The 21394-nt window shown below is 66.0% G+C and carries 20 protein-coding genes; 10 read left to right on the forward strand and 10 right to left on the reverse strand.

What is annotated here, in order from left to right:
* Window positions 1–75 precede the first annotated feature (75 nt).
* Genes G342_RS25265 through G342_RS0110945 form a run of 5 tightly spaced genes read right to left on the reverse strand, consistent with a single transcriptional unit; the run spans window position 76 to window position 5852 of the window.
* The gene (locus G342_RS25265) at window positions 76–1086 is read right to left on the reverse strand and encodes a sugar ABC transporter substrate-binding protein (RefSeq protein WP_018183178.1); all 1011 of its coding nucleotides are present in this window, start codon (window positions 1084–1086) and stop codon (window positions 76–78) included.
* 43 nt (window positions 1087–1129) lie between these two features.
* A complete protein-coding gene (locus tag G342_RS0110930; protein ID WP_018183179.1) occupies window positions 1130–2101 on the reverse strand; it encodes an ABC transporter permease in 972 nt (323 codons plus the stop codon).
* The gene (locus G342_RS23890; RefSeq protein WP_198010777.1) at window positions 2101–3621 is read right to left on the reverse strand and encodes a sugar ABC transporter ATP-binding protein; all 1521 of its coding nucleotides are present in this window, start codon (window positions 3619–3621) and stop codon (window positions 2101–2103) included. Before G342_RS23890 ends, G342_RS0110930 begins: the two co-directional genes overlap by 1 nt.
* 13 nt (window positions 3622–3634) lie before the next feature.
* Window positions 3635–4777: a Gfo/Idh/MocA family protein gene (locus G342_RS0110940; RefSeq protein ID WP_018183181.1), complete on the reverse strand. Its 1143-nt coding sequence runs from the start codon at window positions 4775–4777 to the stop codon at window positions 3635–3637.
* A 22-nt stretch (window positions 4778–4799) separates the two neighbouring features.
* Window positions 4800–5852, reverse strand: coding sequence for a sugar phosphate isomerase/epimerase family protein (locus G342_RS0110945; RefSeq protein ID WP_018183182.1), 1053 nt, complete (start codon window positions 5850–5852; stop codon window positions 4800–4802).
* 534 nt (window positions 5853–6386) lie between these two features.
* Here G342_RS0110945 and G342_RS0110950 point away from each other — a divergent pair.
* Window positions 6387–7073: a GntR family transcriptional regulator gene (locus tag G342_RS0110950; RefSeq protein ID WP_040878749.1), complete on the forward strand. Its 687-nt coding sequence runs from the start codon at window positions 6387–6389 to the stop codon at window positions 7071–7073.
* A gap of 232 nt (window positions 7074–7305) precedes the next feature.
* On the opposite strand, the gene G342_RS0110955 is transcribed toward G342_RS0110950, so the two are convergent.
* The 3 genes from G342_RS0110955 to G342_RS0110965 form a co-directional block, all read right to left on the reverse strand.
* Entirely contained in the window at window positions 7306–7701 is a 396-nt protein-coding gene (locus tag G342_RS0110955) for a (R)-mandelonitrile lyase (RefSeq protein WP_018183184.1), read from the reverse strand.
* Window positions 7702–7844: 143 nt separating this feature from the next.
* Complete coding sequence (locus G342_RS0110960; RefSeq protein WP_040878751.1) at window positions 7845–8759, reverse strand: DUF2950 domain-containing protein; 915 nt, start codon at window positions 8757–8759, stop codon at window positions 7845–7847.
* Between the two features lie 11 nt (window positions 8760–8770).
* Window positions 8771–10153 carry a DUF3300 domain-containing protein gene (locus G342_RS0110965; RefSeq protein WP_018183186.1) on the reverse strand — a complete coding sequence of 461 codons (1383 nt, stop codon included), beginning with the start codon at window positions 10151–10153 and terminating at the stop codon, window positions 8771–8773.
* A gap of 304 nt (window positions 10154–10457) precedes the next feature.
* Here G342_RS0110965 and G342_RS23895 point away from each other — a divergent pair, with 304 nt between their 5' ends.
* From G342_RS23895 to G342_RS0111010, 9 genes are all read left to right on the forward strand, one after another.
* The gene (locus G342_RS23895) at window positions 10458–11513 is read left to right on the forward strand and encodes a LacI family DNA-binding transcriptional regulator (RefSeq protein ID WP_018183187.1); all 1056 of its coding nucleotides are present in this window, start codon (window positions 10458–10460) and stop codon (window positions 11511–11513) included.
* A 177-nt stretch (window positions 11514–11690) separates the two neighbouring features.
* Window positions 11691–12962: an ABC transporter substrate-binding protein gene (locus G342_RS0110975; RefSeq protein ID WP_018183188.1), complete on the forward strand. Its 1272-nt coding sequence runs from the start codon at window positions 11691–11693 to the stop codon at window positions 12960–12962.
* 15 nt (window positions 12963–12977) lie between these two features.
* Window positions 12978–13904 (forward strand): carbohydrate ABC transporter permease, encoded by a 927-nt coding sequence (locus tag G342_RS0110980; protein ID WP_083931202.1) that lies wholly within the window; start codon window positions 12978–12980, stop codon window positions 13902–13904.
* Window positions 13904–14731, forward strand: coding sequence for a carbohydrate ABC transporter permease (locus tag G342_RS0110985; protein ID WP_018183190.1), 828 nt, complete (start codon window positions 13904–13906; stop codon window positions 14729–14731). Before G342_RS0110980 ends, G342_RS0110985 begins: the two co-directional genes overlap by 1 nt.
* 4 nt (window positions 14732–14735) lie before the next feature.
* Complete coding sequence (locus G342_RS0110990; RefSeq protein ID WP_018183191.1) at window positions 14736–15779, forward strand: zinc-dependent alcohol dehydrogenase; 1044 nt, start codon at window positions 14736–14738, stop codon at window positions 15777–15779.
* A 20-nt stretch (window positions 15780–15799) separates the two neighbouring features.
* On the forward strand, window positions 15800–16561 hold the full coding sequence (locus G342_RS0110995; RefSeq protein WP_018183192.1) for a hydroxypyruvate isomerase family protein: 762 nt from the start codon (window positions 15800–15802) through the stop codon (window positions 16559–16561).
* Between the two features lie 302 nt (window positions 16562–16863).
* Window positions 16864–17640, forward strand: a complete 777-nt coding sequence (locus G342_RS0111000; protein WP_018183193.1) for a MipA/OmpV family protein — start codon at window positions 16864–16866, stop codon at window positions 17638–17640.
* Between the two features lie 198 nt (window positions 17641–17838).
* On the forward strand, window positions 17839–18261 hold the full coding sequence (locus tag G342_RS0111005; RefSeq protein WP_018183194.1) for a VOC family protein: 423 nt from the start codon (window positions 17839–17841) through the stop codon (window positions 18259–18261).
* 169 nt (window positions 18262–18430) lie between these two features.
* The gene (locus tag G342_RS0111010) at window positions 18431–19480 is read left to right on the forward strand and encodes a Gfo/Idh/MocA family protein (protein ID WP_018183195.1); all 1050 of its coding nucleotides are present in this window, start codon (window positions 18431–18433) and stop codon (window positions 19478–19480) included.
* Between the two features lie 106 nt (window positions 19481–19586).
* Here G342_RS0111010 and G342_RS0111015 read toward each other — a convergent pair whose 3' ends face one another.
* Both G342_RS0111015 and G342_RS0111020 read right to left on the reverse strand, forming a co-directional pair.
* Window positions 19587–20384 carry an ABC transporter ATP-binding protein gene (locus tag G342_RS0111015; protein ID WP_018183196.1) on the reverse strand — a complete coding sequence of 266 codons (798 nt, stop codon included), beginning with the start codon at window positions 20382–20384 and terminating at the stop codon, window positions 19587–19589.
* Complete coding sequence (locus tag G342_RS0111020) at window positions 20381–21262, reverse strand: ABC transporter permease (RefSeq protein WP_018183197.1); 882 nt, start codon at window positions 21260–21262, stop codon at window positions 20381–20383. The genes G342_RS0111015 and G342_RS0111020 overlap by 4 nt, the downstream gene beginning before the upstream one ends.
* Between the last annotated feature and the right edge of the window lie 132 nt (window positions 21263–21394).

The raw sequence follows: 21394 nt of genomic DNA on the forward strand, positions 1-21394 counted from the left end.
CCATGCGGGCCGGGCACGAAGTCCGGCGCCGCTGGAATGAGGCCGGCGAACCCCATGGTCCGCCGGCCCGAGGCATCAGTTCGCCGGCGGAACCGGCGGGGCCGCACCCTGCGGCAGCGGCTCTTCCAGCCACTTCGCGACCATCTCGGGCTGGGCATCCCACGGAATCGCGTCGCCGAGATTGTCCTTGGTGATCAGCTGGGTCGGCGCGTAGTAGAACTGGCCGGGTTTGACCGATCCGTCGATGACGCCGAGCAGCAGGCGCAGCGCATGGACCGAGGCGATCGACGGCGGGTTGCTGCCGGTCAGGGTCATCTGGCCTTTCTCGATCAGCTCGACGCCATAGGGCGCGCCGTTGTTGCCGCCGATCAGGATTTCGCCGGACTTGCCGGCCCGATCGATGGCGATGGCGACGCCGACGGCCATGTCGTCATTGGCGGCGTAGATCGCCTTGACGTTCGGATGCGCCGTGAGGATCTGCGAGGCGGCGTCCATGGCCTTCTGGCGATCCCAGTCGGCTGCGAGGTCCGCCACGGAGACGGCCTTGGAGCCGGACTTCACCATGCCGTTCTTGAACGACTGGGCGAAGGCTTCCGCGTCGCCGCGGCCGAGCTTGCCGGTGATAGTGGCGTATTCGCCTTCCGGCAGCAGCTTGCCGATTGCCTCGCCGACGGGCTGGCCGAAATTGAAGAGGTCGATCTGCATGATGCCGGCCGAATCCGGCAGGATCGACTCGTCATAGCCGTACTGGAAGAAGATCGGCACGCCGGCCTTCTTGGCCTGCGCGATGGCGGCCTTCTCCGACGACAGCGACACGGCGTAGATCAGGATGCCGTCGACGCCCTTGGTGATCGCGTCCTGGACGTTGGCGAGTTCCTGGGTCGGATCATTGTTGGCGGAATAGGTGATCAGCTTGACGCCGAGCTTGTCGGCGGCGGCCTGCGCCGCGTTCATGCCGAACTGGTAGTAGGGATCCGGACCGCCGCGCATGAAGGCGATGGTCTTCTCCGCGGCCTGGGCCAGGCCAGGCGCCACAAGCGCCGTTCCGAGCGCCAGAAGCGCCAGGGCTCTCCTCGTGATCATCATTGCTCGTCTCCTCCGTTGCAATGTCTTTGAAGCGGCGTGCCGATTAGGCTTTTTTCTGCAGCAGGACCGCCGCCGTTATGATCAATCCCAGGACGGCGCTCTGGAAGTTCGCGCCCACCCCGAGAAGGTTCATGCTGTTGCTCACCAAGCCCAGCAGCAGGACGCCGCCGAGCGTTCCGAGCACCGTGCCGCGCCCACCTATCAGCGGCGTGCCGCCGATGACGACGGCCGCGATGGCCCGGAGCTCGTAGCCGGTGCCCATGCTGGGCAGGCCCGAGTCGAGAATGCCGGTGAGGATGACGCCGGCGACTCCGACGAAGAGTCCGCTCAGCGCATAGAGTGCGATCTTGATGCGCCGGACCGGGATGCCGGAAAGCCGCGCCGCTTCCTCGTTGCCGCCGATGGCGAAGGCATAGCGGCCGAGCGTGGTGAAGCGCAGGATCACGAACATCGCCAGGATCGACGCGAACATGGCGTACACCGGCCAGGGCACACCGAGGAAATCGCCCAGGCCAAACACGTTGAAGAGGGCGCCGGTGCCGTTGATCGGGCTGCCGCCGGACATCAGGATCGCGACGCCTTGCAGGAAGGTCATCGTGCCGAGCGTGATGATGAACGGCGTCGCGCGGTTGGTGGCGACCAGCATGCCGTTGATGGCGCCGACGACCACGCCGGCAGCGACGCCGGCCAGGATGCCGAGCGTCACCGAGCCTGTCGACATGATGGTGAGCGCGGTGGCGAGGCCGGCGACCGAAAGCGCTGCGCCGACCGAAAGATCGAGGCCGCCGGCGATCAGCAGGATTGTCTGGCCGGAGGCGACGATGCCGAGCGCCGAAACCTGGAACAGGATGTTCATCAGGTTGTTGACCGACAGGAAGCGCGGATTGCCGATGGCAGTGACCACCACGATCAGCAACAGCACGATCAGCAGTGTGTAGCGGCCGATGTCGAGCGACCGGAAGCCACCGGGTTTGCGGCTTGTCGACGAGGCGACAGAGGCGGCGGGAGAGGACATCAGTTCAGGCTCCGGGTGCTTTGGGTCTGGATGGCCGCCAGCAACTGCTGGGGATCGAGGCCTTCGGGAGACAGCGTCTGCTCGATGCGTCCGCCGCGCAGGACGAGGATGCGGTCTGCGAGGGCGATCAGTTCCTCGAGGTCGGTCGAGACAAAGACGACAGTCGCGCCCTTGGCCGCGAGGCTGCGCAAATGGTCATGGATCTGCCGCTGCGATTCGACGTCGACGCCCTGGGTAGGCTCCTCCAGCACGAAGAGCTCGCCATCGGCGAAGATCGCGCGTCCGAGCAGCGCCTTGCGCTGGTTGCCACCGCTCAGGAACCGGACTTCGCGGCTCGGCGCGCGCGGATTGAGATCGAGCCGTTCCGACATCTCCGTCGCGACGCCGGTCTCCTTCGGCAGGTTGAGCCAGCCCAGCTTGGCCAGCGATTTGAGCGCTGCCAGCGAGATGTTCTTGGCGATCGACAGGCTCATCACCAGGCCGCGGCCGCGCATGTCCTCCGGAATGAAGAGCACGCCGCGGGCGATCGCCTCGCGCACGGCGCGCGGCGCATAAGGTTTGCCACCCAGCGTCATCGCGCCGGAGAGATTCCTGTGATCGAGCCCGCCGATGACGGCGGCGAGCGCATTGGCGCCACCGCCGATCAGCCCGGTCAGGCCGACGATCTCGCCCTTGCCGACGGTCAGCGACACGTCGGCGAGGCCGTCTTCGCTCGATACGGCGTCCACCACCAGATAGGGATCGGTCCTGGCCGCGACGCTCCGATGCGTCTCGACGGCGTCGAGGGTGCGGCCGACGATCATCGAGATCAGGCCGTCCTTGTCGGCGCTCCGGCCCTCCACGACGGCGACCTTGCGGCCGTTCCGCAGTACGGTGATGCGGTCGGAGATCTCCAGCACCTCGTCGAGGTGATGCGACACATAGACGATCGCCATGCCCTGTTTAGCGAGGTCACGGATCAGGTTGAACAGAAACTCCGCCTGCGCCTTGTTGAGGGCGGCGGTTGGCTCGTCGAGCAGCAGCACGTGCGCCTTCTCGCGCACGGCCTTGGCGATCGCCACCTGCTGGCGATCGGCGATGTCGAAATCGCCGAGGCGCTTGTCGACCGGCAGGTCGAGGCCGAGCCGGGCGAGCAACTCGGCCGCCTGCCGCGACATCGCCTTCTCGTCGATGATGCCGAGCGCCTTGCGGGGCTCGGCGCCGAGAAAGATGTTCGCCGCGACGGTCAGGTCCAGGTGCAGCTCGGGGTTCTGGTAGACGATGGCGATGCCGGCCGCGCGACCCTCGGCCGGATTCAGCGCCTTGAACGCCTTGCCGCCGACGATGATCTGGCCGCTGTCGGGCGGCTGGGCGCCCGACAGGATCTTCATGAAGGTGGACTTGCCGGCGCCGTTCTTGCCGACCAGCCCGTGCACCTCGCCGCGAGCGACTTCGAAGTCGATATCGTCCAGCGCCCGCTGACCGAGAAAGCTCTTGGTCACGGACTGTACCTGGATCGCGAGGGGTGTTGCGGAGTTCATGCCGTGACGCCGCTCAGCCCTGGACCGATTCCCAGCGACCGGACTTCGCCGATGCCAGGACGGCGTCGGTGACATAGTCGGTCTTGAGCGCTTCGCGGAAGGTCGGCGCCGCCGGCTGACCGGAGGCGAGACCCGCCAGGAAATCGGCGGCCTGATGGATGAAGGAGTGCTCGTAGCCGATCTGCAGGCCCGGCACCCACCACTGGCTCATATAGGGATGGTCGCCATCGGTGATGTGGATCGAGCGCCAGCCGCGCAGCTGCCCTTCGTCGCTGTAGTCGAAGAAGGAGAGCCGGTGCAGATCGTGCAGATCCCAGGCGATGGAACCCTTCTCGCCGTTGATCTCGAGCGTGTAGAGCGCCTTGTGGCCGCGGGCGTAACGCGTCGCCTCGAAGGTTGCCAGCGAGCCGTTCTCGAAACGGGCCAGGAACGCGCTGGCGTCGTCGATCTTGACCTCTTCGACCTTGCCGCTGACGGCGTGCGAGCGCTGCTTGACGAAGGTCTCGGTGGCCGCCGTGACGCTGTCGATGCCGCCGTTCAGCCAGAGGGCGGTATCGATGCAATGCGCCAGCAAGTCGCCGGTGACGCCGCTGCCGGCGACGCTGGCGTCGAGGCGCCAGGTGCCCATGCCGCCCTGCGGCACGTCGGCCGAGATCGTCCAGTCCTGCAGGAACTTGGCGCGATAGTGGAAGATGCGGCCGAGCCGGCCCTCATCGATCATCTGCTTGGCGAGAGTCACCGCCGGCACGCGACGATAATTGTACCAGACCATGTTGGCGACGCCGGCCGCCTCGACGGCCGCGACCATCTTCTCGGCCTCGGCGGCGTTGCGGCCGAGCGGCTTCTCGCACATCACCATCTTGCCGGCCTGGGCCGCCGCGATGGCGATCTCGGCATGGGTGTCGTTCGGGCTGGCGATATCGATCAGGTCGATATCTTTCCGCTCGATCAGCTTGCGCCAGTCGCTCTCCGAGCTCTCATAGCCCCAGTTCGCGGCGAAATCGGCAGCGCCCTTGGCGTTGCGCGTGGCGATCGCCTTCAGGACGGGCTCGTACTCGCTGTTGAAGAACTGGCCGACCTGGCGGAAGGCGTTGGAATGGGTGCGGCCCATGAAGCCGGCGCCGACCAGACCGATGTTCAGCTTTTTCTTGGTCATTTTCGAAGGATCTCCGGAACCGTTATTCGCGCCAGCCATGGGCGTCGCGCACCTTGATCATCGCGCCCAGAACGTCATTCCAGGTCTGCTGCGCCGTCATCACCGAATTCGGGAACATGCAGCCGTCCCAGGCGATGTGGCGCATCTTGCGGGTGGGGTTGCCGCTGTCGTCGCGCAGCCAGTAGCCGGCATGCTTGGTGACATCGAGCTTGCCGTTCGGGTCGTTGACCTGAACATGGCGGCCGGTCTTCTCGTGGTCGCCGGAACCGAAGACGGTGCCGTCGTTCTGGGCGACGTGGAAGTCGTAGGTCCAGGGGCGGAGCGCGTCGGCGACCTTCTTGTAGGCCGCGTCGAGGACGGAGCGGTCCTGCCAGTCATAGCCTTCGGGCAGCAGGCGATCCTTCTCGGCGTTGTAGCCGAGCGTGAACAGCATCGAATGCGCCATGTCGGCCTGGTAGCCGACGACGCCGGGCATGCCGACCTCTTCGAGCAGGCGGACATTCTCGCGCCAGGACTGCATGCCGCCCCAGCAGATCTCGCCCTCAGCGACGAGGAACTCGCCATGGTCCTGAGCCGCCTTGCCGGCCTCGCGGAAGGTCTCGGCGATGATCTTGGTGTTGCCGGCCGGGTCCTTGTCCCAGTCGCCGACGCCGGTCGAGGAATCGATGCGGATGCCGCCGGTCGGACGAATGCCAAGCGCGCGCATCTGCTCGCCGATCGCCGCTGCCTTGCGCACCTGCGAGACGAAGCGCTTGCGCTCGTCGGCCGAGCCCATGGCCGAGCCGCCGCCGGCGCCGGCCCAGATCGGCGCCACGAACGAGCCGACCTTGAGGCCGTAGCTCGCAATGTGGTCGACCATGCGCTTGACCTGGTCCTTGTCGCTGTCGATCGACAGGTGCGGATCGGCGAGCCAGAGGTCGATGCCGTCGAACTTCTGCCCGTCGACCTCGGCCTTGGCGGTCAGATCCAACAGGGTGTCGAGCGCAATGATGGGCTCGCCACCTTCGCCGCCCTTGCCGACGACGCCCGGCCATGCCGCGTTGTGCAGCTTCGGAAAGTTGTTTGGATCCGCCACTTGGTCTTCCTCCCTATCGGACCCGCCTTCTGCGCGGCAAAGGTCCTTTCTGCATGCGGGGGAAGCTGCAGGGTCGCATGCGGGCGCACTTCTCCGCCGGCAGTCCAGCAGGACTCCGTTCCGGTTGCACCGCGTTGCGAAAACGCCTCCCCCATGCGCTCCGACCGTTTCCTCGGTCGACCGGAACGCAACGGCACTGTCTGTTATATTAGTGTAACGTGTCAAGCGGCCTTCAACGCTAAGTTGGGCCGGCAGAGACGGATTTATTTTATGACTGTTGCGGTAGGGTTTTATTGGTCATATTATTGATAACGAACGGTTTATCGGAGTTTTGGCGGAATGGCGCGGATCGCTGTTCCACATGCAGGGAGGCAGCTCGGCTTGCGGCGATGCACGATACTAATATAACAGTGGCACGGAACGACGCGGTCGCGGGCGTCCGCAACGCCATCCTGACCGGGTGGAACCGACTCAGGCGAGGCGGCTCGGGCAATTCTTTTGGGAGGGTTTGAACGGGTGGCCGAAGCGGCATTGCTGCAGTTGCAGCTCGTCAACCTCGATCGCAAATCGCCGCTGCGCGACCAGATCTACCAGGTCGTCCGCACGTTGATCATCATCGGGCAATTGCGGCCTGGGCAATCGGTCAACGAGGTCGAGATCGCCGAGCAGCTCGGCGTTTCGCGCACGCCGGTGCGCGAGGCGGTCAAGCGGCTGAGCGACGAGGGGCTGATCAACGTCTATGCGCAGACGGGAACCTTCGTCGCCAAGATCTCCCGGGATGCGCTCGAAGAGGCCTATGTGATCCGCAACGCGCTCGAGGTCGAGAGCGTGCGCCGCGCGGCGACGAAGATCACCAAGTTCCATCTCGAGCAGCTCGAGGACATCATCGGCCAACACCAGACCGCGATCGGCCGCAAGCGCTATACGGATGCCATTCGCCTCGATGATCACTTCCACCGCTCGATCGCCGAGATCAATCGGTTCTCGATGCTCTGGCGAGCGGTCGACATCTCCAAGGCGCAGATGGATCGCGGGCGATATCTCGCTCTGCCGAGGCCGGGCCTCGGCGAGACGACGATCGCCCAGCATCAGGCGATCCTGACCGCGCTCGCGGCAAAAGACGAACAGCGCGCCATGGAAGCCATGCGCGAGCACCTCGATACGTCATTGCGCAATACGCTCAGCCTGCTTGGCGAGATTCTCGAGCCGGCCGAGGCGTGATTGTGACCGGGAGGGGCGGCCGCCGGCCGCCTCCGGAGCCGGCTAGAGCTCCTGTCGCGTCGGGCGATAGAGGATCTCGTTGATGTCGACATCCTCGGGCTGGCTGATCGCGAGGTGGCGGCGTAGACGACGCCGTTCGGCCCGACCTCTTGGCCGGCAACCGACGACACGTTGATGACGTGACCGCTCTTCTGCGCCCGCATATCGGCAGCGCGGCACGCTCCTGCCCGTCCTACGCGCCGTATTGCTCGCTACTGACGGGTTCCAACCAGTCGACGCTCTTGCCGTCGAGGGCTTCCTGGATGGCGATATGGGTCATGGCCGTGCCGGCGGCGGCGCCGTGCCAGTGCTTCTCGCCAGGTTCGAACCAGACCACGTCGCCCGGCCGGATTTCTTCGATCGGAGCGCCCCAGCGCTGCACGCGGCCGGCTCCGGCCGTGACGATCAGGCTCTGCCCGAGCGGATGGGTGTGCCAGTTGGTGCGCGCGCCCGGCTCGAAGGTCACGGCGTTGGCGGCGGCCCTTGCCGGCGCGTTGACCGGAAACAGCGGGTCGATGCGGACCGTTCCGGTAAACCACTCGGTTGGCCCCTTGCCCGAAGGCTGCGAGCCGGCACGGCGGATTTCCATATTCGCCTCCTGTTTGGCACGGTTGGCCCCGGGGGCCAAACTAGGCCTTCGGCGCGGGGGAGACGGGTCGAGCGGGCGCACGCGAAGAAAAATAGCCTCCCCGCTCCGTCGGGCGCAAGGAGGCGAAATTGCACGGGCGTCCGCTATTGCGGGACGTCGTCCCAGGCCGGTCCAGGATTGAAGACCCGGATCGTCGGCGCCACCGTGTCGGTTGAGGGGCCGTAGTTGCGTTCATAGACATTGCCCCGCTGGTCGCAGAGGAACGTCATGATGCCGGTCTCGCCCCATTTCTCCGGATAGGCGATCAGGGCATAGCCGGCGAGCATCCGTCCGTTGACAAGATAGTCGTAGGCGCCGCCGGGTGCGGCGGGCCCCTGACGGGTCAGGATGCGGTAGTGATAACCGTGATAGGAGCCTGGCACCGTCGGATCGGCGCTGGTCCGCACCGCCGCCGCCACCACCCGGTCGCCGAGCGGGCTGCGGTCGTCTGGCGTCTCGGGTTCCCAATAGAGGCCGTCATGCTGGCCGGGCGTACTGACGAGCTTGCGCGCGAATTGTTGCACGGGCTCGTCGTCATGCATTGTCTCGAAATATTCGTTCTGGGCGTCGACATAGTCGTCGCAGGCGGCGATCGCGACGAGTTCATTCTGGCCGATCGTCAGATCGGTGATCTGCTGCTTGCCGAGCTTGATGTCGAAGGCCCAGCCCGTGCCGCTCGCCTTGAGCGGGATCGGGAACTGCCATTGATCCGGGCCGAAGGTCAGGATCTTCTCGCCTTCCTTGCCGTCGACGATGTTGCTGCCCTTGCTGGCGAGATCGAGAAAATCCTCGATCCGCTCCTTGTCGACGTCAGGATCGCCGGAGGCGATCAGGTCCTTGCCGCCGGGTCCGAAGATCTTGTCGAGCATGCCCTCCTTGGGCGCCTTCGCCGCGTCGACGAGCGCGGTGGAGGCGGCCTCGGGGGAGGGGAAGACCTCCTGGGCGCCGGCAGGTTGGCTGAGCAGGCCGAAGGCGCTTGCAAGAAGAACGCCAAGCGCGGATGCCGTGTGCTTGTGCATGATCATTCTCCCTAGCGCCGCCCGCCGCCACGTCCGCCACCACCACCGCCGCGATGCATCTGCCGCCCGCCGCCGCCGCCGCGGTGCATCTGGGGCCGGCCGCCGCCGCCGCGGTTGATCTGCTGCCGGCCGCCGGAAGGCCTGGCGACCGATTGCCGGCTGGACGAACCGCGATTGGAGACCGCCTTGGACGAGCCGCCCATCTTGGCGCCGCTGAAGGCGGTGTTCTTGGCCTGCTTCTTGGAGGAGGCGCCGCCCTTGGAAGGCTTGCCGGCCGGCCGGGTCGCCGGCTTGGCACTGGCCGGCCGGTTGCCCGCGCTCGGGCGGTTGCCGCCATCGGGCCGGTTCGCGATATTGGGGCGATTGCCTGCATCGGGTCTGTTGCCGGCGTTCGGCCGGTTGCCCGCGCCGGGTCGGTTGCCGGCGCCCGGGGCGTTCGGACGATTGGCCAGGCCGGGCTTGCTGCCCTGGCCCGGACGATAGCGGTCGCCATCCGGCCGCCAGGGCCGCGTGCCGCCGCCGATGTCGATGCGGTCCCCGCCGCCAATGTTGATGTCGTTGCCGATATTGATGTTGCCGCCGCCGGGGCGATATCCCGGATAGCCGGGCCAGCGCGGCGGATAGACCCAGCCGCGGCCCCAGTCCCAGGCATTGTCGATGGCGATGCCCACGGCGATGCCGGCTCCAAACCCGATGATGCCGGCCGCGACCGCGCCGCCATTGTCGTAGTAGACCGTCTCGGGATCATAGGTCGGCACGTAGATGACCCCCGGTTCCGCCGGCTCGATCACCACATAGTCGGTGCCGCCCTGGTCCTGGACGGTCACTTTCTGCTGTTTGGTGGTCTTGAGCGATCCGGCCTTCTGTGCCTCGCGGCGCAGATCCTGGATCACCGTCGCCACATCGTCCGGCTGGTTGACGAAGGCGTCGCCGAGGTCGGTCGTCGTGTCCAGATCCTGGTTCAGCTTGTTGATGATGTCGGGAAAGCGCACCAGCGCCTTCACCGTGGGATCCCAGTTCTGGGTGTCGGCGCCGGAGAAGTCACCCTTGGCGACGGCCGACTTGTTCTTTTCAATCCAGCGCGAGGCCTGGACGATATCGACCGGATAGGCGCAGGCGGGCAGAAGCTGCGCCAGCAGACTGTCCGGATACAGCGCGAACGGCGCCAGCAGCTTGCGCAATTCCTCCTGCGTGAAGACATCGGCGGGCGCGGCCTCGGTGGCCGTCGTCGCCGCTGCGTCCGCCGGTGGCGGCGTCGCGTTCGCAGGAGGTTGTGTCTGGGCAGCAGGCTGTTCCTGCGCCTGCCCGGTCGTCGCGATTGCGATTAGGGAGGTCGCCGCCAGGAAGACTAGACTCATCTTCCGCATGCTGGCGCCACTGAACGTGCCGAACATTCCGCACCTCCTAGGGATTCATCCCGCGAGGGGGATCTTAGCCAATGCTATGAAGGCTGACAATTCTATTAGTTTCGCTGGCCTGCAACTATTGGCGATACTTGAAATCGGTGGGATGGCTGCTTTCCAGGGCCGGAATCGAACGGTGGCAGGCCTGTGTGACGCTACGGCGGGTGCCTTGGCGGGGTTCCGCACCTGGTCCGGTACCGCCGGCTCGGTCCGAAAGGGGCGTTCACCCGCCGTCAATTCTGCTATTCCACTGTGCCAATAGCCGGGCTTAGCCGGGCCGATCTGGATCGCATTGATGAAGTCGACAACGTTGATGGAAGTCGCACAGCGCGCCGGCGTCTCGACGGCGACCGTGGCGCGCGTGCTCAAATCCAACGGCTATGTCTCCAACGAGACCAAGGACCGCGTCGAGGCGGCGATCAAGGCGACCGGCTATCGGCCCAATGCGGTGGCGCGGGGCCTGCGCCAGCAGCGCAGCTTCACCATCGGTCACATGCTGACCGCGATCACGGTCAATCCGTTCTTCGTCAATGTCGCGCACTGGGCCGAGGAAGAGGCGCTCGAGCACGGCTACAAGACCTTCCTGTTCAATCACAATGGCGAGGCCGATCGCGAGCGTCGCGGCATCGAGCGGTTCATCGAGCGCCGGGTCGACGCCGTCCTCTTCACCAATGCGATCGCCGGCGAGAACATCGCGCTCCTGACGGAGGCGGGCATCCCCGCTCTGCAGCTCGAGCGCATTCGCGCCGTGGGCGTGCCGTCGATCCGGGTCGACAACCGCGTCGGCGCGCTGCAGGCGATGCGGCACCTGGTCGAGCTCGGCCACCGGCGGATTGCCTTTGTCGGCGGCGACCACAAGCTGATCCATCGCGGCGAAAGCCCCTATCCCTCGGTCGAGCAGGAGCGGCTCGGGGCGTATCACGAAGGTCTTGCCGCCGCCGGCATCGCCGCCGATCCGGACTATCAGCGGCTCGGCCTCTACTACAGCATCGCCGAGGGCGGCAGCGGCATTGAGGGTTATCGCCATACCATGGCGCTGCTCGACCTCCCGAACCGGCCGACGGCGATCTTCGCGACCTGCGACATCCTCGCGGCGGGCGCCCTGCAGGCGATCTACGAGCGGGGGCTGCGCGTGCCGAACGATATCTCGGTCGTCGGCTTCGACGATACGCTGGCCGTCAATCTGACCCCGCAACTGACCACCGTCGCCCAGCCGATGGAAGAACTGGGCCGGGCCGGATTTCGCACTGCACTCGCGGCGATAGAGGGCGGAACCTGCCCGGAAGTCGCGCCTCTGCCGAGCCGCCTGGTGCTGCGCCGGTCGACCGCTATCGCAACGCACACAAACTGATACCCGAGAACGGATTGACCCTCTTTCGGGGCGATGGTATCGATTAGGTCAACATGTCATCGATGACATGTGGCAGATACGAAGGGTTTTCGTCATCCGCTCAAGCCCGCGCAAGACGGGCATCGGAAGCCAAACAGCCGCCCATCCGCGGCGTCCGAATAGCTTGGGAGGGTACTCATGCGCATCAAGGCTCTATGTGCGGCCACCACGATCGTGGCCGGTTTCCTCACCGGTCCGGCGCTCGCCGAGACGACCGTGACGTTCTGGCAGTTCTCGACGCGCGATGCCGACATCGCCGCGTGGAACGGGGCGATCGCCGCTTTCGAGCAGGCCAATCCCGACATCAAGATCAGCATGGAAATCGTGCCGTGGTCCGAGCAGCAGCAGCGCCTCGTCAGCGCCCTCTCGGCCGGCGGCCTGCCTGACGTCTCGATGCTCGGCAACAATGTCGTCGCGCAGTTCCAGTCGGCCGGTGCCCTGGCGCCTCTCGACGATTATTTCGCCGCCTATGACAAGGAGCACGGCACCGACGTCGCCGCCGATGTCTGGCCCGGCGACAAGGGCTATTACAATCTCGCCGGCAAATGGTGGGCCTCGCCGATCAGTGTCGAGACGCGCGCGCTCTACTATCGCAAGGACCTGTTCAAGGCGGCTGGCCTCGATGCGGAGAAGCCGCCGGAGACCTGGGAGGCCTTCGCGGCCGATGCGAGCAAGCTGACCAAGGACGGCGTCTACGGCGCGGCGCTCTCGATGAGCCTCGACTATTTCACCGTCCAGAACTTCATGAGCGCCTATCTCGGCTATGGCGCGCGGATGATCGGCGAAGACGGCAAGTGCGGCTTCGAGACGCCCGAGTTCAAGGCGGCGCTCGACACCTATGTCAGCGTCTACAAGAACAAGGCGACCCATCCGGACGCGCCGAGCATGAGCGGCGACACGTTCCGCAAGGGATTCCGCGATGGCAAGTTCGCAATGATCCTGTCGGATGCAGGTCTCTACAAGGATCTGCAGAACGACAAGGCTTCCTTCCTCGACGAGGTCGCGATCGCCAAAGTTCCGGCCGGGCCGAAGAACCGCTCCGGCTTCCTGGGCGGCTGGCCGCTGGTGCTTTGGGATGCTTCCGAGAACAAGGAGGCGGCCGCCAAGTGGATCATGTTCGCAACCCATGGCGAGGCGTTGAAGAACCTCGGCACGGCTGGCGGCTTCATCCCCGGTAGCATCTCGCTTGCCAAGGGCGCGCCCTGGACCGAGTTCCCCTATCCGCTCTTCGTCGAGCAGCTGCAGGACGCCAGGGCCTACCAGTATCCGAGCGAAGCCATCCCGCAGATGGGCCAGCTCGAGGTCGACACCATCCAGAAGGCCGTCCAGGCCGTGGCGCTCGGCCAGCAGACGACGGATGCGGCGACCGCGCAGCTCTGCACGACGATCAACGAAGTGCTCGCGCGCTAAGTCGCGTCCAGTACCATGACGATGGCATCCCAAGACACGTTGCGGCCGGCCCGGGCGCCGGCTCCCCTGCGGCGCAAGCTCGTGCCCGATCGGTTCCTCCCTTACGGCATGATCGGGCCGGCCGTATTCGTCGCCTTCGCGATCGCCATCGTCCCGCTGGCCTATGCCTTCTGGCTGTCGCTGCAGGACTGGTACATGCTGCGCCGGCCCACCCCCGTCTGGGGCGGGCTGGTCAACTACCGCCAGCTGCTGCAGGACGGCGCTCTCTGGGCCGCCTTCGGGCGGACCTGGATCTGGATGGTCGGCACCGTCTTCGTCGAGCTCCTGCTCGCTCTGCCGATCGCGCTCCTGCTCAACCGCGAGAGCGCGATCGCTCGCTCGGCATCGGCCCTCATCCTGCTGCCATGGGTGACGCCCTTCATCGTGCTGGGCTTCGGCTGGCGTTTCCTGCTCGACAGCGATGTCGGTCCGATCCACGGCTTCCTGAACGCGATCGGTATTGCCGGCGACAGCTCGGTCCTGAACGATCCCGTTCTGGCCTTCACGACGATCATCTTCATCTCCGGTTGGAAGGGCACGCCTTTCCTCGTCATCGCCCTGCTCGCTGCGCTGAAGTCGATCCCGGAGGAGCTGTACGAGGCGGCCGAGGTCGACGGCGCCGGGCCGGTCTCCCGCTTCCTGCATGTCACGCTGCCGGAAATCTGGAACACCATCGTCACGGTCGGCCTCGTGCTCGGCATCCTCGCCTTCTACTCCTTCGATCTGCCCTGGATCATGACCAAGGGCGGCCCGCAGGATGCGACCACGATCGTCGGCATCGCCATGTACAAGGCCGTGTTCCTCGACCTGCGCCCCGCCTATGCCGCCGCGATCAGCATCGTCATGCTGGTGCTGCTGTTCCTCGCCTCGCTCGTCGTCCTGCGGGCCCGGAGGAAAGTCTGATGCGCCGCTACAATCCGACCCGCGAGATCTCGCTCGATCTCCTGACGCTCGTCGTGCTGCTCCTGTTCCTGCTGCCGATCCTGTGGGTGTTCGTCGCCTCGGTCCGGCCGGAAACCGACATCACCGGAGCGGGCCTGATCCCGACCCGATTCACCTTCGAACACTACGAGGCGATCCTCGCCAAGCGGCCGTTCCTGATCGCGCTGAAGAACAGCCTGATCGTCGGCGTTGTCGTCGCCATTTTCACCACGGCGCTGGCGCTGCCGGCCGCCTACGCGCTCAGCCGCTTCACCTTCCACGGCCGGAACTTCTTCGCGCTGCTGATCCTCGGGACGCAGATGCTGCCGAGCCTCGCCGTGCTGGTGCCGCTGGTGGTGATCATTCGCCAGATCGGGCTGACCAACACGCTGACCGCGCTGATCTTCACCCATCTGGCGCTCGGCATGCCGATCGCCGTCTGGATGCTCAAGGGCTATATCGACGCCATTCCCAAGGAACTGGAGGAAGCGGCGCAGATCGACGGTTGCGGCCGGATCAGCGCGATGGTCCGCATCGTGCTGCCGCTGATCCGTCCGGCGATCATCGCCGTCGGCACCTTCGCCTTCGTGCTTTCCTGGGGTGAGTATCTGATGGCGCTCGCGCTGATCTCGAAATCGGACGTGAAGACGCTGCCGCTCGCCCTGCAGGGCCTGTTCGATCCCTACTCGTTCTCCTGGGGCCAGGTGATGGCCGGCGGCACCATCATCGCGCTGCCCGCCATCCTGCTCTTCCTGATTTTCCGTAGACAATTGGTCGGCGGCCTCCTGGCCGGCGGCGTGAAAGGATAGCGCCATGGGCGTCATGACCCGCTCCCTCTATTTCACCGGTCCGCGCGACCTCGCGATCGAGGAGGAGCCGCTCAAGCAGGCCGGGCCCGAGGATATCGTCATCGAGGCGATCGTCTCCGGCATCAGCGCCGGCACGGAACTCAACGTCTTTCGTGGATTGGCGCCGCAGTGGCGGCAGCATATGGATCCGGCGACACGCCTGTTTCTCGACGGCGGCTCCGACTGGACCTGGCCGGCCCGCTATGGCTACGCCATGGTCGGCCGCGTCGCCGAGATCGGCGCCGCGGTGACGACGGTGAAGATCGGCGATCTCGTCTTCGCCTATGCGCCGCATGGCAGCCACGCCGTCGTTCCGGCCCGGGCCGTGGTGGCGCTCGGCGATCTCGACGATGCCGAGATCGGCATCTTCTTCGCCAATCTGAACACCGCCTATAATGGCGTACTCGACGCCAATATCCCGCTCGGCGCCGATGTCGTGGTCAGCGGCCTGGGCGTGATCGGCCAGATCGTCGTGCGGCTTTTGAAGCGCAATGGCGCGCGGACTGTGATCGGGGTCGACGGCCTCGAGCTGCGGCGCGACCTCGCCCGCCAGGGCGGCGCCGACCATGTGCTCGTTCCCGGTGCAGATCGGGTGGCGGAAACCGTTCGCCAGCTGACCGACGGACGCGGCGCGGACGTCGTGATCGAGGTTTCGGGCGCGGCGCCGGCTTTGAACGAGGCGATCCGGACGGCAGGCTACAATGGCACGGTCGTCGCCATGTCCTGGTATGGCGGCACGTTCGAGAGCCTCAGCCTGTCCGGCGAATTCCATCACAACCGGCCGCGGATCATCTCGTCCCAGGTTGGCAATGTGAATCCGTTTCTCGGGCCGCTCTGGTCGACGCAGCGCCGAGGCGCTATCGCGCGCGAGTTCATGTCGGAGCTGGCGCCCGATCTCAAGGGCTTCATCTCGCACCGCGTTCCGCTCGCCGAGGCAGGGCGCGGCTATGGCTTGCTTGACCAGGGATCTCCCGATGTCATGCAGGTCCTGATCGATTATCGCCACTGACCTCCGAGGACTGCTCTTCCATGCGCTATTCCGCCTGTCTCGAATGGCTCTTCGCCGCCGAAGCGCCGAATTTTGCCGACCGTATCCGCCTGGCCAAGCAGGCGGGGCTCTCGGCCGTGGAATTCTGGCTCTACGGCAACAAGGACATCGACGCCGTCGAGGCGGCCCTGAAGGAGACCGGCCTGCCGGTCGCGGGCTTCTGCGCCGAGCCGATGGTGCCGCTGACCGATCCAGCCCAGCACGAGGCGTTCCTTGCCGGTCTGCCGGGTTCGATCGCCGTCGCCAAGCGTCTCGGTGCCACGGTGCTGATCGTCCAGGCCGGCGCGGATCTGCCCGGCCACAGCCGCGTCGAGCAGCGCAAGGCGCTGGTCGACGCCCTGACGAAGGCGGCCGATATCCTCGCCGGCACGGGCGTCGTGCTCGCCGTCGAGCCGCTCAACACGCTGGTCGACCATGTCGGCTATTTCCTGCCCTCCACTACGGAAGGCCTCGACATCATCGACGAGGTCGGACGGCCGGAAATCAAGATTCTCTACGATATCTACCACTCGGCCGTGATGGGCGAGGATATCGCCGAGGTGCTTGCCGGCCGGGTCGACCGTATCGCCCATGCCCATCTCGCCGATGCGCCGGGCCGGCACGAGCCGGGCACCGGAACGCTCGACTGGCAGGCGCGGGTCCGCTGGCTTGAGGCCAACGGCTATCGCGGCATGGTCGGCCTCGAATACAAGCCGACGACCGCGACGACGGACAGCCTGCGCGTGGTCCTCGGTCAAAGCTGAGGTTCGGAACCCGAACTTCCGCGGAGAACCGGGGTTGCGCCAAGTCGGCGGTGCCCCAGTTCTCGCTTCCCCAAGTTGACAGGGAAGGGTAGGCTCCATCGGTCTGTGGAGGTTGGCGGTCCCGAAGAGCAGCATCGGCTGCCTTATCGTAACGCAATCTTCAGCAACGATCGCGATATCTGGTTAACCAAGCGCACGGGGAAGTAGGTCCCTTCCTCGCGCGGCGTGTCGATTGCGAGTTCTGGAGTAGCCCCGCCTTGATCCGACTTCTAGCCGCCAGCGCGATTGCTGGCTCCGTGCTTATGGCTCATGCCGTTTCCCCCGCCAGCGCGGCCGATACGCCAAAGCGTACCGACGGCGCCGATCTCGTCATCGAGCTCGGTGTCGGCGGCCAGGTGCAGCCTCGCTATCCCGGCGCCCGCGATCTGCTCTTCGCGCCCTATCCGATCATCTCGATGTCCTATCTTCGCCTGCCGGGCCTGTTCGAGCTCGGCGGCGGCCCGAAGACGGCTTTCACGATCGGACCGTCCTTCCGTGTGATCGGCGAACGCGATCCCGCCGACGAGCCGGGCCTTGCCGGCACGCGCAAGCTCGACGCCACCTATGAGGCGGGCATCAAGGCCGCCTACGAGTTCAATTTCGATCCGATCTATGGCGCGGAAGTCATCGGCGAGGTGCGCGGCGCCTTTGGCGAGGCGAGCGGCGTGGTCGGAACGGTCGGCGCCGATGTCATCGCGCGACCGATGCCGATGCTGGAACTCCGTCTGGGGCCGCGCGCCAATCTCGCTTCGAGCGACTATGTCGGCACCTATTTCTCGGTTTCGCCGGACGAGAGCGTCGCCAGCGGCGGTCGTCTCGACGCCTATGATGCCAATGGCGGTCTCTATTCCGTCGGCCTCAAGGCGTCGGCGCGCTACGAGTTCAAGCCGACCTGGTTCCTGAATGCCAATGCCGGCTACGAGCGCTTCGTCGGCGATGCCAAGGATTCGCCGATCGTCTCTTCCGTCGGCGACGCGAACCAGTTCACGGTCGGCCTCGGCCTGTCGAAGCAGTTCACCCTCGATCTGTTCCGCGACTAGGTCGATGGCATGGTCCGCTCCGCCGCTCGCCCATGTTGAGCGGCGGCAGCCGGCGCGCTAGGCTCGCCGCGTCGAAAAAGGAAAGGTCGGTGCGGTTGGCCCGGCCCCCGGCAACGGGTCCTGTCCGGCGCTCCGGCGCCGAGTCCCAAGACCTTCAGCGTTCCGGCAGGGTGCCGGGACGAACGAAAGGATTTGGGCATGCAACCGCAGATTTCCGTCATTACCCTCGGCATTCAGGATCTCCGGCGATCGAAGGCGTTCTATGGCGACGGCTTCGGCTGGCGGCCGGTCTTCGAGAATGACGAGATCGCCTTCTACCAGATGAACGGCTTCGTCCTCGGCACCTGGCTGCAAGCGGCGATGGAGACCGACAGCCAGCGTCCCGGCCTGCTTCGTCCGGGCGCTTTCACCTTGGCGCACAACGTGCCGTCGCAGGCCGAGGTTCAGCCGCTGCTGGATCGGTTGGCCGATGCGGGCGGCACCATCCTGCGTCGGGGCGATGCGCCGCCGCATGGCGGCTTTCGCGGCTATGTCGCCGATCCCGACGATCATCTCTGGGAAATCGCCTGGAACCCCGCCTGGGCCATCGACGGGCAGGGGCTCGTGACGTTCGGTCTCTAGCGACGGCCGGCCGATCGCGCATTTTCCGGTGGTGCCGCGTGCCGGTTGTGCTTGACAGCCGGCCCCGGCAATTGCTCGATCGTCGGCCTAGGAAGTCGCGCGCCCGCTTTTTCGCGAGGCGCGCGGCCCGGAGTTTCATGCCGGGTGAAGAAGCCATCGAGGGAGAGAGATGATGACGGTACGGAGGGGCGCCCTGGTCGGGTGCGGGTTCTTCGCGCGCAACCATTTGAACGCCTGGCGGGAACTCGGCGATCGCGCCAAGATTGTCGCGGTCTGCGACGTCGATCGCGAAAAGGCGGCGGCCGCCGCCGCGGATTTCGCGATCCCCGCCTTCTACGACGATTTCGAGCGCATGCTGGCGACCGAGAAGCCGGATTTCGTTGACATCGTCACCACGGCACCGTCGCACCGCAAGCTGGTCGAGGCCTGCGCCGCGCATGGCGTCGCCGCCATCGTGCAGAAGCCACTGGCGCCGGATTGGGAAGATTGCTGCGCGCTGGTGGCGGCGATGGACCGCGCCGGGCGTCCGCTGATGGTGCATGAGAACTTCCGCTTCCAGGCGCCGCTGCTGCGCGCCGCCGAGATCGCGCGGTCGGGCGTGCTCGGCGAGCCGACCTGGGGCCGCTTCTCGTTCCGCACCGGCTACGACATCTACAAGGGCCAGCCCTATCTGGCCGAGGTCGAGCGCTTCGTGCTGCTCGATATCGGCGTGCATGTCCTCGATGTTGCGCGCGTCTTCATGGGCGAGGCGGAGAGCGTCTATTGCCTGGGCCAGGCGATTAAGTCCGGCATCAAGGGCGAGGACCAGGCGACGGTGATGATGCGCCATGCCAATGGCGCGGTCAGCGTCTCCGAAGGCAGCTATGCCAGCCGCCAGGAGCCGGACCTGTTCCCGCAGACGCTGATCCATTTCGAGGGAACGAAGGGCTCGATCCGGGTCGAGGCTGATTGCCGGCTGGTCGTCACCTCGCCGGAAGGCAATTTCACTGAAATCGCTGCGCCAAAGCCGCTGTCCTGGGGCGGCGAGCCGTGGCTGCTGATCCAGGACAGCGTCGTCTCGACCCAGCGCCACTGGCTCGACAGCCTCGATGCCGGCAGCGCTCCGGCTACCTCGGGCCACGACAATCTGAACACGTTTGCCCTTGTCGAGGCCGCCTACAAGTCGATCGAGACCGGCGGTCCGGTCAAGCCAGAGACGTTTGCGGCGGTGCCGGCCTAGCTCAAGTGACGGCGACCGGGCTCGCCTCAGGCGGGTCCGGCAGGTCAACAATGATGCGCGGCTCTTTCGGCGCTATGCGATCACTTCCCTGAGGGGGAGTGAGGCCTCAGCTCACCAGCAGGGCGTCGTCGTCGAGGGTTTCGCCGCCGCGCGCCTTGCGGAACATCTCGATCAGATCCTCGATCGTCAGGTTCTTGCGGCTTTCGCCGACGACGTCGAGGATCACCTTGCCACCATGCAGCATGACGGTACGGGTGCCGTAGTCGAGCGCCTGTCGCATCGAATGCGTCACCATCATCGTCGTCAGCTTGTGCTTCTCGACCAGCGACTGGGTCAGCTCCATGACGAACTCGGCCATGCCGGGATCGAGGGCTGCCGTGTGCTCGTCGAGCAGCAGCACCTCGCTGCGGGCGAGCGTCGCCATCACCAGCGACAGCGCCTGACGCTGGCCGCCCGAGAGCAGGTCCATACGGTCGTTCATGCGGTTCTCGAGGCCGAGCTTCAGCTCGGCGACGCGCGAACGGAATTCGTCGCGCCGGCTGTTGCCGATGGCGAGGCCGAAGCCGCGACGGCTGCCGCGCGCGGCGGCGAGCGCCAGGTTTTCCTGGATCGTCAGCGCGCCGCAGCTGCCCGTCAGCGGGTCCTGGAACACGCGGGCGACATATTTCGCCCGTTCGGCCGTGGTGATCCGCGTCACGTCGCGGCCGCCGATGGCGACACGGCCCGAGGTCGGGATGACGTCGCCGGCGAGCACGCCGAGCATGGTCGACTTGCCGGCGCCGTTCGAGCCGATGACGGTGACGAACGAGCCCGTCTCGATCTTCAGATCCAGGCCGGAGAGTGCCTGCTTCTCCAGCGGCGTGCCGCGTCCGAAGATGACGGAGAGGTTGGAAAGCTCGATCATGCCGTGGCCCTCCCGCGGCGCAAGCGGGGCAGGATGAGGGCGCAGGCAACGAGGACCGCGGTGACGAGATTGAGGTCCGAGGCCTTGAGCCCCAGGATGTCGCTTGAAAGCGCCAGCTGGATGGCGATGCGGTAGAGCACGGAGCCGACGACGCAGCCGATCAGCGCCCAGATGATCAGGCGCGAATGGAACAGCGTCTCGCCAATGATCACCGCCGCGAGGCCGACGACGATGGTGCCGACACCGGAGGTCACGTCGGCGAAGCCGTTGGTCTGGGCGAACAGCGAGCCGCCGAGCGCCACCAGCGCATTGGACAGTGCCATGCCGAGATAGATGTGCAGGCTGGTCTTGACGCCTTGGGCGCGCGCCATGCGCGGGTTGGCGCCGGTCGCCCGCATGGCGAGGCCGAGATCGCTCGCCAGGAAGCGCCAGACCAGCAGCAGGGCGATCAGGACAAGAACGGCGACGAACAGCGGCCGGACATAGAATTCCGGCAGGCCGAGCCCGTAGAAGGGCGAGAGCATCGTGTCCTGGTTGATCAGGGCGACGTTCGGCTTGCCCATCACGCGCAGATTGACCGAGAAAAGCGCGATCATGGTCAGGATCGAGGCGAGCAGGTTCAGGATGCGGAACTTGACGTTCAGTGTCGCGGTCACGAGGCCGGCGAGCGCGCCGGCCGCCATGGCGATGGCGGTCGCGAGCCAAGGATTCCAGCCGGCGATGATCAGCACGGCCGCGACGGCGGCGCCGAGCGGGAAGGAGCCGTCAACGGTCAGATCGGGAAAGTCGAGGATGCGAAAGGCGAGATAGACGCCGATCGCCACGAAGGCAAAGACGAGGCCGAGTTCAACCGCGCCGAGGAAGGCAATTTGGCTCACGAAAGCGGCCTCTCCGGTGAAGCGAGCCCCGGTTGCAGGGGCTGGCTCTTGTTACTTCGTTTCGGCGGACCCCGGGGTGGATGCCTGTGAGGGTCCGTCCGTCAAGAAAGGGCCCGGCGCTGGGCCGGGCCA

The sequence above is a fragment of the Kaistia granuli DSM 23481 genome, from assembly GCF_000380505.1.
Classification (GTDB): domain Bacteria; phylum Pseudomonadota; class Alphaproteobacteria; order Rhizobiales; family Kaistiaceae; genus Kaistia; species Kaistia granuli.

Coding starts and splice junctions, on each gene's coding strand:
- G342_RS25265 (WP_018183178.1), bottom strand. CDS start 1,086: ATGATGATCACGAGGAGAGCCCTGGCGCTTCTGGCGCTCGGAACGGCG.
- G342_RS0110930 (WP_018183179.1), bottom strand. CDS start 2,101: ATGTCCTCTCCCGCCGCCTCTGTCGCCTCGTCGACAAGCCGCAAACCC.
- G342_RS23890 (WP_198010777.1), bottom strand. CDS start 3,621: ATGAACTCCGCAACACCCCTCGCGATCCAGGTACAGTCCGTGACCAAG.
- G342_RS0110940 (WP_018183181.1), bottom strand. CDS start 4,777: ATGACCAAGAAAAAGCTGAACATCGGTCTGGTCGGCGCCGGCTTCATG.
- G342_RS0110955 (WP_018183184.1), bottom strand. CDS start 7,701: ATGGAAATCCGCCGTGCCGGCTCGCAGCCTTCGGGCAAGGGGCCAACC.
- G342_RS0110960 (WP_040878751.1), bottom strand. CDS start 8,759: ATGCACAAGCACACGGCATCCGCGCTTGGCGTTCTTCTTGCAAGCGCC.
- G342_RS0110965 (WP_018183186.1), bottom strand. CDS start 10,153: ATGTTCGGCACGTTCAGTGGCGCCAGCATGCGGAAGATGAGTCTAGTC.
- G342_RS23895 (WP_018183187.1), top strand. CDS start 10,458: ATGAAGTCGACAACGTTGATGGAAGTCGCACAGCGCGCCGGCGTCTCG.
- G342_RS0110975 (WP_018183188.1), top strand. CDS start 11,691: ATGCGCATCAAGGCTCTATGTGCGGCCACCACGATCGTGGCCGGTTTC.
- G342_RS0110980 (WP_083931202.1), top strand. CDS start 12,978: ATGACGATGGCATCCCAAGACACGTTGCGGCCGGCCCGGGCGCCGGCT.
- G342_RS0110985 (WP_018183190.1), top strand. CDS start 13,904: ATGCGCCGCTACAATCCGACCCGCGAGATCTCGCTCGATCTCCTGACG.
- G342_RS0110990 (WP_018183191.1), top strand. CDS start 14,736: ATGGGCGTCATGACCCGCTCCCTCTATTTCACCGGTCCGCGCGACCTC.
- G342_RS0110995 (WP_018183192.1), top strand. CDS start 15,800: ATGCGCTATTCCGCCTGTCTCGAATGGCTCTTCGCCGCCGAAGCGCCG.
- G342_RS0111000 (WP_018183193.1), top strand. CDS start 16,864: ATGGCTCATGCCGTTTCCCCCGCCAGCGCGGCCGATACGCCAAAGCGT.
- G342_RS0111005 (WP_018183194.1), top strand. CDS start 17,839: ATGCAACCGCAGATTTCCGTCATTACCCTCGGCATTCAGGATCTCCGG.
- G342_RS0111010 (WP_018183195.1), top strand. CDS start 18,431: ATGATGACGGTACGGAGGGGCGCCCTGGTCGGGTGCGGGTTCTTCGCG.
- G342_RS0111015 (WP_018183196.1), bottom strand. CDS start 20,384: ATGATCGAGCTTTCCAACCTCTCCGTCATCTTCGGACGCGGCACGCCG.